This is a genomic window from Tsukamurella tyrosinosolvens, assembly GCF_900104775.1.
Taxonomy (GTDB): domain Bacteria; phylum Actinomycetota; class Actinomycetes; order Mycobacteriales; family Mycobacteriaceae; genus Tsukamurella; species Tsukamurella tyrosinosolvens.
In genome coordinates, this window is the sequence record NZ_FNSA01000003.1 from 1,995,757 (window position 1) to 2,008,743 (window position 12,987).

Genomic DNA, 12,987 nt, shown 5'->3' on the forward strand with positions numbered 1-12,987 from the left:
ACATCTCTATATACGTCCGAGGGTACCCATTTGTTCCACCACACCGGGGAGGCGGGCGGCATGTTCTCCCAGGGTGAACAAGTTCCGGCACAGGAGAAGCCGCGGGACGCCCCGCCGGAAACGCGGGTGCGGGGCGCCCGGAGGGTCCCCTAGGGTGAGGCGCGTGACACAGCTGATGATCCCCGCGATGTTCGTGATCGGGGCGATCAGCCAGTACGTCGGTGCCTCCCTGGGCGTCGGCCTGTTCGAGCAGCTCTCGCCCGTCGCGGTGGCGTGGTTGCGCGGCGCCGGCGCCGGCCTCATCCTGCTGATCGCGTTGCGCCCGCGCCGCGCCGACTGGACCCCGGCACGGCTGCGCGCCGCCGCGCTCTTCGGCACCGTCACCGTCGCCATGAACATGGCCTTCTACGAGGCGATCGACCACATCGACCTCGGCACCGCCGTCGCGATCGAGTTCCTCGGGCCCATCGCGGTGGCGGTCGCCGGTTCACGGCGCGCCGTCGATCTGGTCGCCGCCGCCGCGGCGCTGGTCGGCGTGGTGTGCGTCGCGGGCGTCAACCTCGACGGTGCGTCGGGCGGCGGTCTCGGCTCCGACGGGGCGATCGGCATCGCCTGCGCGCTGCTCGCCGCCGCCCTCTGGGCGGGGTACATCGTGCTCGGCAAGCGGGTCGCCGACGCGGGCGGCGGCATCGAGGGGCTGGGCGTCGGCCTGGCCGCGGGAGCGCTCGTCCTCGCGCTGCCGGGCCTGGGGCCCGACCTCGTGTCGCGTCCCGAGGCCTTCCTCAGCTGGGAGGTGTGGGTCCTCGGCCTGGGCCTCGGCCTGCTCAGCTCGGTGGTGCCGTACGCCCTGGACCAGGTGGTGCTCACCCGTGTCGGCCGCGAGCGGTTCGCGCTGCTGCTGGCGCTGCTCCCGGTGACCGCCACCGGCGTCGGCGCGGTGATGCTGGGCCAGCAGCCCGGGTGGCTCGAGGCCGTCGGCATCGCGCTCGTCGTGATCGCCATCGCGCTCACCTCGCGGCGGACGTCGACACCCGACTCGGGTGGTTAGCGTGTCGCACCATCTCGGCGGTCGATCGGGTTAGATTCGGTGCATGCAGACCGGTGATCCCCATTCGTCCGCCCACCCGCCCCGCCCGGATCGCGACCCGTTCGGCGCACCGTCGGGCGGGTTCGACCGTCGGCGCTTCCTCGCCGGCTTCGGCGTGCTCGCGGGCACCGCGGTCCTCGCGGCGTGCGGGGTCTCGTCGCCCGGCGGCGGATCGCCGTCCTCCTCCGCGCGGCCCGCGCGGCCGCTGACGGGGCCCGACCTGAGCGGCGCGGCGCCGGGCGTCCGCGTGCAGGACGATCTGTTCCGGCACGTCAACGGCGCGTGGGCCGACGGCTACCGGATTCCCGCGGACAAGGCCTCGTTCAACACCTTCACCGAGCTGTCGGATCGCGCGCTGGACCAGCTCAAGGCCATCATCGAGGGCATCAAGGATCCGCGCACCCGCAGTGATGAGGCGAAGATCCGCGACGTCTACGACTCCTTCATGGACACCGCCCGGATCGATCGGGAGGGTGCGGACCCGATCAAGCCCGACCTGGAGGCGATCGACAAGGCGGCCGACAAGGCGGCGCTGCTCGACGTCATCGGCGCGCACGAGAAGCAGGGCGTGAGTGGGCTCGTCGGCTTCTACGTCGACACCGATCAGAAGGACTCGTCGAAGTACGTGCTCAGCCTGGTGCAGTCGGGCATCGGTCTGCCCGACGAGGCCTACTACCGCGATCCGAAGTACGCCGAGGTGCGCGACAAGTACCGCGCCTTCCTGGAGAAGGTGGCCGCCCTGGCGGGCCTGTCCGATGCGCCCGGCGTCGCAGCCCGCGTACTCGCCTTCGAGACGTCGGTGGCGAAGGGGCATTGGGACCGGGTCCGCTCGCGCGACGCGACCGCCACCTACAACCCGTACCCGTGGTCGGAGCTGGCGAAGCTCGCCCCCGGCTACGACTGGGACCGCTGGCAGAAGGCCGTGGGCATCAAGGCCGACGACGCGAAGAACGTCGTGGTCTCCCAGCCCAGCTTCCTCACCGCGGCCGCGAAGCTGTGGGCGGACACCGACCTGAACACTCTCAAGGATCACGCGCGGATCCAGGTCGTGCGGGCCTACGCGGCCTACCTCGCGGAGCCGTTCGCCACGGCCACCTTCGACTTCTACTCGAAGACGCTCAGCGGGGTCGAGCAGCAGCGCGATCGCTGGAAGCGCGGTGTGGCGGTGGTCGAGGGCGCCCTCGGCGAGGCGCTCGGCAAGCTGTACGTCACGAAGCACTTCCCGTCGGACGCCAAGCACCAGGCGGAGCAGTTGGTGAACAACCTCCGCAGCGCCTACCGCGCCAGCTTCGAGGACCTCGACTGGATGACGCCGGCCACCCGGCGGGCCGCCGCCGCCAAGCTGGAGAAGATCCGCACCAAGATCGGCTACCCCGAGCAGTGGCGCGACTACGGCGATCTGAAGACCGACGGGAAATCGATCGTCGCCAACGTCCGTGCCTCGGGGGAGTTCGAGAACGCGTATCAATTGGCGAAACTCGCCAAGCCCGTGGACAAGGGCGAGTGGCTCATGACGCCGCAGACGGTGAACGCCTACTACAACCCCGGTATGAACGAGATCGTCTTCCCCGCCGCGATCCTGCAGCCGCCGTTCTTCTCGCCGGACGCGCAGGCCGCGGTCAACTACGGCGGCATCGGCGCCGTGATCGGCCACGAGATCGGCCACGCCTTCGACGATCAGGGCGCCAAGTACGACGGTGACGGCAACCTCAAGGACTGGTGGGAGCCGGCCGACCGGGCCGAGTTCGACAAGCGCACCAAGGCGCTCATCGCGCAGTACGACGCCCTGGTTCCCGCCGGCTTGCCGCCCACCAATAAGGTCAACGGCGGGCTCACGGTGGGGGAGAACCTCGCCGACCTCGGCGGCCTCTCGATCGCCATCGCCGCCTACCGGATCGCCGTCGCGAACCGCGACGCCGGCACCGAGGACGCCGCGCAGGCGAGCGCCGCACCGTCGGCGGAGGCGAGCGCGAGCGCCGCGCCGAGCGCCGGGGTGGCCGCGGACCCGGACCTGACGCCGTTGTTCCTGAGCTGGGGCCGGATCTGGCGGAACAAGGCGCGCGAGGCCTCCGCGATCCAGTCGCTCGCCACGGACCCGCACGCGCCGAACGAGTTCCGCGCGAACCAGGTGGTCAAGAACGTCAGCGCGTTCGCCGCCACGTTCGGCGTCAAGCCCGGGGACAAGGAGTGGCTGGAACCGCAGGACCGCGTCAAGGTCTGGTGACGGTCCTTCCGCCGGGCTCGTCGGGCCCGGCGGGGTGGAACCGCCACGTCCAGTCCGCGGCGCGGCGGCGGACGGCGGGGATCCGGGTGACGGGCCACAGCAGGTAGCCGAGGAGCACCGCGCGCAGGTGCCCGAGCGTCGAGTACATGCCGAAGAACGGCAGCGTGAGCCGCACCAGGACGGGCAGCGCCAGCATCGCGGCGAGCCGCCAGCGCCATCGCGGGATGCGGTAGACGAGCAGCCCGAGCACGCACAGGCTGCCGTAGCTCACGCCGACGTCGATCATCCCGCGCAGGTCGAGGTCGTCGGTGATGATCCCGTGCGCCAGCAGCCGATTCGCCGAGAGCACCGAGATCAGCGACGCCGTCGCGCTGCCGGCGAAGTAGATCAGCGGCATCCCGACGTGCCCCAACCAGCGCTCCGCCGGGCCGAGGACGAGCACCGTCATCAGCGTCGCGAAGACGATGTCGACGGGCTCGATCCACAGCGCCGACGTGATGAGCGCCTGCAGCGGGTGCGTGGCGAACCGGTCGAGGTTGGTGCTGTGCACCTGCAGGACCTCGTCGGCCAGGCGGTCCGGCAGGCCCAGCAGCATCACCGCGTTGATCGTCACCACCAGCCACAGCACCGCGGCCACCGGGCTCGCGACCACCCACGCCCGCGCGTACCGGGCCCACCGGAGCATCCACTCCGATCCCGGCCCGGAACGGCGGACGTTTCCGACGGCGGCCCAGAGGAGCGCGACCCCGATCAGGCCGATCAGCAGGTCCATGCGCTCAGTACAGCACCGTCGTGCGGAGGGGTGCTACAGGCCCATGTCCTTGGCGATGATGGTCTTCATCACCTCGGACGTGCCGCCGTAGATCCGGTTGACGCGGTTGTCCGCGTACAGGCGGGCGATCGGGTACTCGTTGATGTAGCCGTAGCCGCCGTGCAGCTGCAGGCAGCGGTCGATCACCTCGGAGGCGGCCTCGGTGCAGAAGAGCTTGAGCGAGGCGGCGTCGGCCGCGGTGAGCTGGCCCGCGTCGTGCAGTTCGAGGCCGCGGTCGACGCTCGACTCCATCGCGTCGACCTTCGCCTTGCAGGCGGCCAGCTCGAACTTGCTGTTCTGGAACGAGGCGACGGTCTTGCCGAAGATGGTGCGGTCCTGCGTGTAGGCCTGTGCGAACCGCACCGCGGCGGCGGCCTGGGAGTACGCGCCGACGGCGATCGACAGGCGCTCCTGCGGGAGGTTCTGGCCGAGGTAGGAGAAGCCCTTGTTCTCCTCGCCGAGCAGGTCCTCGGCGGGCACCTTGACGTCGGTGAAGGAGAGCTCGGCGGTGTCGGAGGTGCGCAGGCCGATCTTGTCGAGCTTGCGGCCGACGGAGTAGCCGTCGAGCGAGGTGTCCACGACGAACAGCGAGATGCCGTGGCGACGGTCCTCGGGGGTCGACGGGGCGGTGCGCGCGCAGACGATCACGCGGTCGGCGTTGACGCCGCCCGTGATGAAGGTCTTGGCGCCGTTGAGCACGTAGTGGGTGCCGTCCTCGGACAACTTCGCGGTGGTCTTCATGCCGGCGAGGTCGGAGCCGGTGCCGGGCTCGGTCATGGCGATGGCGAACATCAGTTCACCGGCGGCCATCCCGGGCAGCCAGCGCTGCTTCTGCTCGTCGGTGGCGAGTCCGGTCAGGTACGGCAGGCACAGCGCGATGTGCACGCTGGAGCCGCCGAAGGAGACGCCGGCGCGGCCCAGCTCCTCGCTGATGACGGCCTGGTACTTGAACGACTCGATGCCGGCGCCGCCGTACTCCTCGGGCACCTCGATGCCGAAGACGCCCAGCTCGCCGAGCTTGGGGTAGAAGTCCTTCGGCACGATGCCGTTGGCGTACCACTCGTCGTAGTGCGGGACGACCTCCGCCTCGATGAAGGCGCGGAGGGTCTCGCGGAAGGCCTCGTGATCGGCGGTGTAGACGGTGCGACGCATGGTGTTCTCCTCGGTTCTCTACTTCGGGGTGTCTGTGGTGTTCGCCCCGACGGTGCGCAGGGCCAGGTCGGCGTAGAAGTCGCCGATGCGATCGGGGGTGATCTCGCCGCCGTCGTGGTACCAGCGGCCGATGTCGATGCCGCTGGAGAGCACGGCGATCGTCGCCATCCGCGGGTCCGGGGTGTCGAAGGAGCCGTCCGCGACGCCGGCGTCCACGATCGCGCGCAGCCGGCGGGTGATCTCGCGGCGCAGGCCGCCGATCTCGGCGCGGTGCTCCTCGGTGAGCGCGTCGAGTTCGTAGTTCACCACCCGGACGCTCGTGTGCGAGGACGCGTGGTGCGTCGCGAAGGCGCGCATGGCGGCGGCCAGGCGGACGGCGGGGGAGTCCGCGGCGTCGTCGACCGCATCGATGGCGTCGATGATCCGCTGGTGCCCGACGCGCGAGAGCTGGTGCAGCAGTTGTTCCTTGGACTTGTAGTGCACGTACACGGCCGCGGGGCTCATGCCGGCGGCGGCGGCGATGTCGCGGGTGGTGGTGCCGTGGAAGCCGCGTTCGGCGAAGGCCTCCGCGGCGGCGGACAGCAGTCGCGCGCGCGTGGCGTCCGCGCGGGACGGTGCATCGGCTTCGGTCATCGTTTCCCCTCCGGCGCCACCGCGATGCGGCGCATCGGCGCGGTGTCTCTACTGTGAACGGGACCACAGGAGACGGTTCATTGACGACCGGCTCTCAGTGGTGCAGAGTAGATGGTACACCGCTAAGCGAGCGCTTAGTTAGTAATGGTTCAACTCGGAGGTCATTCCATGCCCGAAGCCGTCATCGTCTCCACCGCCCGGTCGCCCATCGGGCGCGCAGCGAAGGGCTCGCTCAAGGACGTCCGCCCGGACGACCTCTCCGTCCAGATGGTGCAGGCCGCGCTGGCCAAGGTGCCCGGCCTCGATCCCCGCGAGATCGACGACCTCATGTTCGGCTGCGGCCAGCCCGCGGGCGAGTCGGGCTTCAACATCGCCCGCGTGGTCGCCGTCGAGGCGGGCCTCGATCACCTGCCCGGCGTCACCGTCAACCGTTACTGCAGCTCGAGCCTGCAGACCACCCGGATGGCCTTCCACGCGATCAAGGCGGGGGAGGGCGACGTCTTCATCTCCGGCGGCGTCGAGACCGTGAGCCGCTACATCAAGGGCAACGCCGACGGCCTGCCCGATACCAAGAACGCACTCTTCGCCGACGCCGAGGCGCGCACCGCGACTTTCGCCGGCGGCGGCCAGACCTGGGTCGACCCGCGCGAGGCGGGCGTGCTGCCGGACGTCTACATCGCCATGGGGCAGACCGCGGAGAACGTCGCGCAGTTCAAGAACGTCAGCCGTCAGGACCAGGACGAGTGGGGCGTGCGCAGCCAGAACCGCGCCGAGGCCGCCATCGCCTCGGGCTTCTGGGCAAAGGACATCACCCCGGTCACGCTCGCCGACGGCACCGTCGTCTCCACGGACGACGGTCCGCGCGCCGGTGTCACCTACGAGGGCATTGCGGGCCTCAAGCCGGTCTTCCGCCCGGACGGCACCGTCACGGCCGGTAACTGCTGCCCGCTCAACGACGGCGCGGCCGCCGTGGTGATCATGTCCGACGAGAAGGCCAAGGCACTCGGCCTGACGCCGCTCGCACGCATCGTCTCCACCGGCGTCACCGGCCTCTCGCCCGAGATCATGGGTCTCGGCCCCGTCGAGGCCTCGAAGCAGGCGCTGCAGCGCGCCGGCCTGTCGATCGGCGACATCGACCTCATGGAGGTCAACGAGGCCTTCGCGGCGCAGGTGATCCCGTCGGTGCGCGACCTCGGCATCGATGCCGACAAGGTCAACGTCAACGGCGGCGCCATCGCCGTCGGCCACCCCTTCGGCATGACCGGCGCGCGCATCACCAGCACGCTGATCAACTCGCTGCAGTGGCACGACAAGCAGTTCGGCCTCGAGACCATGTGCGTCGGCGGCGGCCAGGGCATGGCGATGATCATCGAGCGGCTCAGCTGATCCGCGACTGATCGCCCATGGAGCGGCCCGCACGCCTCGGCGTGCGGGCCGCTCGTCGTTTCCGGCGTGTGGGGACGCAACCGTCCGTACTGTGAGGAGCGTCACAGGGGTTCGCACGCCCAACGGGTCGTCACACGGCGGCGTGTGTCGTAGGCTACAAACTAAGCGAGCGCTTAGTCAGTTTGAACGGAAGGTGTGAAGCATGACCCGATTCGCCGGGAAGACCGCGATCGTCACGGGAGCGAGCCGCGGCATCGGCCTCGCCATCGCGCAGCGGCTGGTGGCCGACGGCGCGAAGGTCGTCATCACGGCCCGCAAGCAGGAGGCGCTCGACGCCGCCGTCGCCGAGCTGGGTGGCCCCGAGGTCGCCGTGGCCGTGGCCGGTTCGGGGGACGACGAGGCGCATCAGGACCAGGTGATCGCCACCGCGATCGAGACCTTCGGCAGCGCCGACTTCTTCGTCAACAACACCGGCATCAACCCGGTCTACGGCCCCCTCATGGAGATCGACACCGCGGCCGCGCGCAAGATCTTCGAGGTCAACGTGCTCTCCACCCTGTCCTGGACCCAGAAGGTCTACGCGGCCTGGCAGAAGGAGCACGGCGGCGCCATCGTCAACGTCGGCTCCGTCGCCGGCCTGCGCCCGGCTCCCGGCATCGCCTTCTACGGCGTCTCCAAGGCCGCCGTCATCCACCTGACCGAGGAGCTCGCCGTCGAGCTCGGCCCGGACATCCGGGTCAACGCCGTCGCGCCGGCCGTCGTCAAGACCCGCTTCGCCACCGCCCTGTACGAGGGGCGCGAGGAGCAGGTCTCGGCCGCGTACCCGCTCAAGCGCCTCGGCGTGCCCGACGACATCGGCTCGGTCGTCGCCTTCCTCCTCTCGGACGACGCCGCCTGGATGACCGGCCAGACGCTCACCGTCGACGGTGGCGTCCTGCTCACGGGCGGGGTGTAGGCCATGGCCGCCTTCGACCCGAAGGGCAAGGGCGTCGTCGTCACCGGCGCCGGCAACGGCATCGGCGCGGCGCTCGCCCGCGAGCTCGCCGCCCGCGGCGCCCGCGTCGTCGTCGCCGACCTCGACGCCGACGGTGCCGCGCGCACCGTCGCCGAGATCGCCGCCGCAGGCGGCACCGCGTACGCCGCGCCCGGCGACGCGGCGTCGGAGGACGGGGTCGCCGCCCTCGTCGCGACCGCGCGGCGCGAGCTCGGCGCGATCGACGCCTGGTACGCCAACGCGGGCGTCGACCGCGGCCGCGGCCTCGACACGCCCGAGTCCGAATGGGCGCTGTCGCTGGACGTCAACGTGATGGCGCACGTGCGCGCCGCCCGGCTGCTCGTCCCCGAGTGGGTCGCGGCGGGCGGCGGCCGGTTCGTGGTCACCGCCTCCGCGGCGGGCCTGCTCACCATGCTCGGCGCGCCCGCGTACTCGGTGACCAAGCACGCCGCCGTCGCGTTCGCCGAGTGGCTGTCGGCGACCTACCGCCACCGTGGCGTCGTCGTTCAGGCGATCTGCCCGCAGGGCGTGAAGACCGGCATGCTCGAGCGCTCGGGCGAGCTGGAGGAGCTGCTCAGCCGCGACTCCGCACTCACGCCCGAGCAGGTGGCGACGCTCGCCGTCGACGCGCTGGCCGGCGACGAGTTCCTGATCCTCCCGCACCCCGAGGTGGCGGGCTACTACGCCGTCCGCGCGACCGCGACCGACAAGTGGCTGCACGGCATGAACAAGCTGCAGCAGCGGCTCGAGACGAAGGAGGGCGACCGATGAGGGCCTGGCAGGTACAGGAACTGGGGGAGCCGCTCGCGGTGCTCCGCGAGGTCGACGCCCCGACGCCCGAGCCGGGGCCCGGGCAGCTCACCGTCCGCACGCTCGCGACCGCGGCGAACTTCCCCGACGTGCTCATGTGCCGCGGCCTCTACCAGGTCAAGCCCGATCTGCCGTTCACGCCCGGCGTCGAGCTGTGCGGCGAGGTCGTCGCCCTCGGCGAGGGCGTCGAGGGCTTCACGGTGGGGCAGCGCGTCCTCGGCGGCTCCGCGCTCCCGCACGGCGGCTTCGCCGAGTACGCGGTCCTCAATGCGGCGCAGGCCTTCCCGGCGCCGGCGTCGCTCGACGACGCGCAAGCCTCGTCGCTGTTCATCGGCTACCAGACCGGCTGGTTCGGGCTGCACCGTCGCGCGCACCTGCAGGCGGGCGAGACGCTGCTGGTGCACGCCGCCGCGGGCGGAGTGGGCAGCGCCGCGATCCAGCTCGGGAAGGCCGCGGGCGCCACGGTCATCGGTGTCGTCGGCGGGCCCGAGAAGGCGGAGGTCGCCCGCGCGCTGGGCGCCGACGTCGTGGTCGACCGCCGCACCGAGGACTTCGTCCAGGTGGTCAAGGCCGAGACCGGCGGCCGCGGCGCCGACGTGATCTACGACCCCGTCGGTGGCGACACCTACCAGCGGTCCACCAAGTGCATCGCGTTCGAGGGCCGGATCCTCGTCGTCGGCTTCGCCGGCGGCACCATCCAGGAGGCCGCCCTCAACCACGCGCTGATCAAGAACTACTCGATCGTCGGGCTGCACTGGGGTCTGTACAACGCCCACGACCCGGCCGCGGTGCAGCAGTGCCACGCGGAGCTCACGGCGCTGGCCGACCAGGGCCTGGTGAACCCGCTGGTCAGCGAGCGCCTGCCGTTCGACGCGGTGCCGGACGGCTTGCAGCGCCTCGGCGACGGCACGACGGTGGGCCGCGTGGTCTACCAGGCGGCCCCGTGACCGCCGCGGTCGACACCGCGGCGAGCCGTGCGGTGGACGCCGTCCTGTTCGACTACGGCGGCGTCCTCACCGAGCCGATGCGGCACAGCATCGAGGCGTGGATCGCCGACGAGGGCATCGAGCCCGCGAGCTTCACCGCCACGCTCAAGGCCTGGCTCGGCCGGGACGCCGACGCGGGCAGCCCGATCCACCGCCTGGAGACGGGCGAGCTGCCCGAGCCGGAGTTCGACGCCGCCTTCGCCGCGGCGCTGCGCACCCGCACGGGCGAGCCCGTGCACCCCGACGGGGTGCTGCGCCGCATGTTCGCCCGGATCCAGGAGGACCCCGCGATGTGGGACCTCGCCGAGGACCTGCGCGCCGCGGGCGTGCCGGTGGCGATCGTCTCCAACAGCTGGGGCGGCGGGAACCTCTATCCCCGTGAGCGTCTCGCGGCCCTCTTCGCGCCGGTGATCATCTCGGAGGAGGTGGGGCTGCGCAAGCCCGACCCCGCCATCTTCCGGCTCGCCCTCGAGCGGCTCGGTGTGCCGCCCGAGCGCGCCGCCTTCATCGACGACGCGACCCCCAACGTCGACGGCGCCGCGGCCCTGGGCATCCACGCGATCCACCACACCGACCCCGGCACCACCCGCACGGCGCTGCGCGACCTCGTTCCCGCGCTCGCCGACGCACCCATCCACCCCTGAAGGAGAACACCATGACCCAGCGCATCGCCATCGTGACCGGAGCCGCCCGTGGCATCGGCGCCGAGGTGGCCCGCCGCCTCGCCTCCGACGGGCACGCCGTCGCCGTCCTCGACCTCGACGAGGCCGCCTGCGCGGCGGTCGCCGAGCAGATCACCGCCGCCGGCGGCCGCGCGATCGGCGTGGGCGTGGACGTCGCCGACGAGGAGAAGGTCGCGGCCGCGGTCACCCGCGTGGCCGACGAGCTCGGCGCCCCCACGATCCTGATCAACAACGCCGGCATCCTCCGGGACAACCTGCTGTTCAAGATGTCCGTCTCCGACTGGGACCAGGTCATGGCGGTGCACCTGCGCGGCGCCTTCCTCATGTCCCGCGAGGTGCAGAAGTACCAGACCAAGGAGGGCTGGGGCCGCATCGTCAACCTGTCCTCGACCTCGGCGCTGGGCAACCGCGGCCAGGCGAACTACTCCGCCGCGAAGGCCGGCATGCAGGGCTTCACCAAGACCCTCGCCATCGAACTCGGCAAGTTCGGCGTGACCGCGAACGCGATCGCCCCCGGCTTCATCGCCACCGACATGACCGCCGCCACCGCCGAGCGCATCGGTGTGCCCTTCGAGGACTTCAAGGCCTTCTCCGCCAAGGAGATCCCCGTGCAGCGCGTCGGCGAGCCCGCGGACATCGCGCACGCCGCCAGTTTCTTCGCCAGCGAGGGCGCGGGCTTCGTCTCGGGCCAGGTGCTGTACGTGGCCGGCGGGCCCAAGGACTAGGACCGGACAGGACGAGGAGACGAGAACATGCGGGTACTCAACGGACTCGAGGAACTGCAGGCGGCCGTGGGGGAGCACCTCGGCTACAGCGACTGGGTCGAGATCGATCAGCGGCGGATCGACCTGTTCGCCGAGGCCACCGGCGATCACCAGTGGATCCACGTCGATCCCGAGAAGGCGAAGGCCGGTCCGTTCGGCTCGACCATCGCCCACGGCTATTTGACCCTGTCCCTCATCCCGATGCTCGTGTGGCAGATCTACACCGTCGAGGGCACGAAGATGGGCGTCAACTACGGCAGCAACAAGGTCCGCTTCCCGGCTCCGGTGCCCGTCGGTTCCCGCGTCCGGGCCGGCGTCGAGCTGGTCTCGGTCACCCCGGGCGGCGGCGGCCAGCAGGTCGTCGCCCGCGTGACCATCGAGCGGGAGGGCGGCGACCGCCCCGCGTGCGTCGCCGAGACCGTCTCCGTGGTGGTCTTCTGATGGCGGAGCAGCACCCGGGCCTCGACCTCGACGTCCTCGGCACGTGGCTCCCGCAGCACGTGCAGGGCGCGGGCTCGCGGCTCGAGGCCGTCCTCATCGCGGGCGGCAAGTCGAACCTCACCTACCGCATCTCCGACGGTGCCTCGTCCTGGATCCTGCGCCGCCCGCCGGTCGGCAAGCTCCTGCCGTCCGCGCACGACATGGGCCGCGAGTACCGGATGATGTCGGCGCTCGGTGGCACCGCGGTGCCGGTCCCGGTGATGTACGCCTACTGCGACGATGCCGAGGTGCTCGGGGCGCCGTTCTACGTGATGAGCGAGATCGACGGCGTACCGTACCGCCGTGCGACGGAGCTGGAGGCACTCGGCGCGGACCGCACACGGGCCATCTCCGAGCGGCTCGTCGACACCCTCGTCGACCTGCACCACGTGGACCCGGCGAGCGTCGGCCTCGCCGACTTCGGTCGCCCCGAGGGCTTCCTCGGCCGGCAGGTGCAGCGCTGGCGCAAGCAGTTCGCCGCCGCGCACACCCGCGACCTGCCCAAGGTGGACGAGCTGTTCAGCGCCCTGGAGGCACGGGTGCCGGCGGACGCGGTGCCCGGTATCGTGCACGGCGACTACCGCCTCGACAACGTGCTGGTCTCGCCGCAGGACGAGCCGGCCGCCGTCGTCGACTGGGAGCTCGCGACCATCGGCGACTCGCTGACCGACCTCGCGCTCATGGTCGTCTACGGCCGCCTGGCGAAGGTCTCCGCCGGCACCGTCAGCGACGTGAGCGAGGCGCCCGGCTACCTCGACGAGCAGCAGATCATCGACCGCTACGCCGCCGGATCCGACCGGGACCTCGGCGATTTCGGCTTCTACATCGCCCTCTCCTGCTTCAAGCTCGCAGGCATCGTCGAGGGCATCCACTACCGCTACGTCAACGGCCAGACCGTCGGCGAGGGCTTCGCGGAGGCCGGGGAGGCAGTGAACCCGCTGCTCGACGCCGGCCTCGACGCACTGAAGGAGAACTGA

Annotated in this window: 13 protein-coding genes; 10 read left to right on the forward strand and 3 right to left on the reverse strand. The window is 71.2% G+C overall.

Annotation, left to right across the window (positions count from 1 at the left end; translation table 11 throughout):
- Positions 1-163: 163 nt before the first annotated feature.
- Positions 164-1,048: an EamA family transporter gene (locus BLW32_RS11060; protein ID WP_225535510.1), complete on the forward strand. Its 885-nt coding sequence runs from the start codon at positions 164-166 to the stop codon at positions 1,046-1,048.
- 43 nt (positions 1,049-1,091) lie between these two features.
- Positions 1,092-3,311, forward strand: coding sequence for a M13 family metallopeptidase (locus BLW32_RS11065; protein ID WP_082791456.1), 2,220 nt, complete (start codon positions 1,092-1,094; stop codon positions 3,309-3,311).
- On the opposite strand, the gene BLW32_RS11070 is transcribed toward BLW32_RS11065, so the two are convergent.
- From BLW32_RS11070 to BLW32_RS11080, 3 genes are read right to left on the reverse strand one after another with little or no spacing between them, the layout of a single operon-like run.
- Positions 3,298-4,083, reverse strand: coding sequence for a rhomboid-like protein (locus tag BLW32_RS11070; RefSeq protein ID WP_068742137.1), 786 nt, complete (start codon positions 4,081-4,083; stop codon positions 3,298-3,300). The two genes, BLW32_RS11065 and BLW32_RS11070, sit on opposite strands and share 14 nt — an antisense overlap.
- 33 nt (positions 4,084-4,116) lie before the next feature.
- Positions 4,117-5,274, reverse strand: coding sequence for an acyl-CoA dehydrogenase family protein (locus BLW32_RS11075; protein ID WP_068525074.1), 1,158 nt, complete (start codon positions 5,272-5,274; stop codon positions 4,117-4,119).
- 18 nt (positions 5,275-5,292) lie between these two features.
- Positions 5,293-5,907, reverse strand: coding sequence for a TetR/AcrR family transcriptional regulator (locus BLW32_RS11080; RefSeq protein ID WP_068742136.1), 615 nt, complete (start codon positions 5,905-5,907; stop codon positions 5,293-5,295).
- Positions 5,908-6,075: 168 nt separating this feature from the next.
- Between BLW32_RS11080 and BLW32_RS11085 the strand changes: the two genes are divergently transcribed.
- The 8 genes from BLW32_RS11085 (at position 6,076) to BLW32_RS11120 (ending at position 12,987) form a co-directional block, all read left to right on the forward strand.
- The gene (locus BLW32_RS11085) at positions 6,076-7,293 is read left to right on the forward strand and encodes an acetyl-CoA C-acetyltransferase (protein WP_068525076.1); all 1,218 of its coding nucleotides are present in this window, start codon (positions 6,076-6,078) and stop codon (positions 7,291-7,293) included.
- Positions 7,294-7,495: 202 nt separating this feature from the next.
- On the forward strand, positions 7,496-8,248 hold the full coding sequence (locus tag BLW32_RS11090) for an SDR family oxidoreductase (RefSeq protein ID WP_068525077.1): 753 nt from the start codon (positions 7,496-7,498) through the stop codon (positions 8,246-8,248).
- Between the two features lie 3 nt (positions 8,249-8,251).
- Positions 8,252-9,058: an SDR family NAD(P)-dependent oxidoreductase gene (locus BLW32_RS11095; protein ID WP_068626668.1), complete on the forward strand. Its 807-nt coding sequence runs from the start codon at positions 8,252-8,254 to the stop codon at positions 9,056-9,058.
- Positions 9,055-10,044, forward strand: coding sequence for an NADPH:quinone oxidoreductase family protein (locus BLW32_RS11100; protein WP_068626670.1), 990 nt, complete (start codon positions 9,055-9,057; stop codon positions 10,042-10,044). The genes BLW32_RS11095 and BLW32_RS11100 overlap by 4 nt, the downstream gene beginning before the upstream one ends.
- Positions 10,041-10,727 (forward strand): HAD family hydrolase, encoded by a 687-nt coding sequence (locus BLW32_RS11105; RefSeq protein ID WP_225535509.1) that lies wholly within the window; start codon positions 10,041-10,043, stop codon positions 10,725-10,727. The genes BLW32_RS11100 and BLW32_RS11105 overlap by 4 nt, the downstream gene beginning before the upstream one ends.
- A gap of 11 nt (positions 10,728-10,738) precedes the next feature.
- Positions 10,739-11,491: a 3-oxoacyl-ACP reductase FabG gene (fabG, locus tag BLW32_RS11110; RefSeq protein WP_068525080.1), complete on the forward strand. Its 753-nt coding sequence runs from the start codon at positions 10,739-10,741 to the stop codon at positions 11,489-11,491.
- A gap of 27 nt (positions 11,492-11,518) precedes the next feature.
- Positions 11,519-11,971 (forward strand): MaoC family dehydratase, encoded by a 453-nt coding sequence (locus tag BLW32_RS11115; protein WP_068525081.1) that lies wholly within the window; start codon positions 11,519-11,521, stop codon positions 11,969-11,971.
- Positions 11,971-12,987 (forward strand): phosphotransferase family protein, encoded by a 1,017-nt coding sequence (locus BLW32_RS11120; RefSeq protein ID WP_068742135.1) that lies wholly within the window; start codon positions 11,971-11,973, stop codon positions 12,985-12,987. The genes BLW32_RS11115 and BLW32_RS11120 overlap by 1 nt, the downstream gene beginning before the upstream one ends.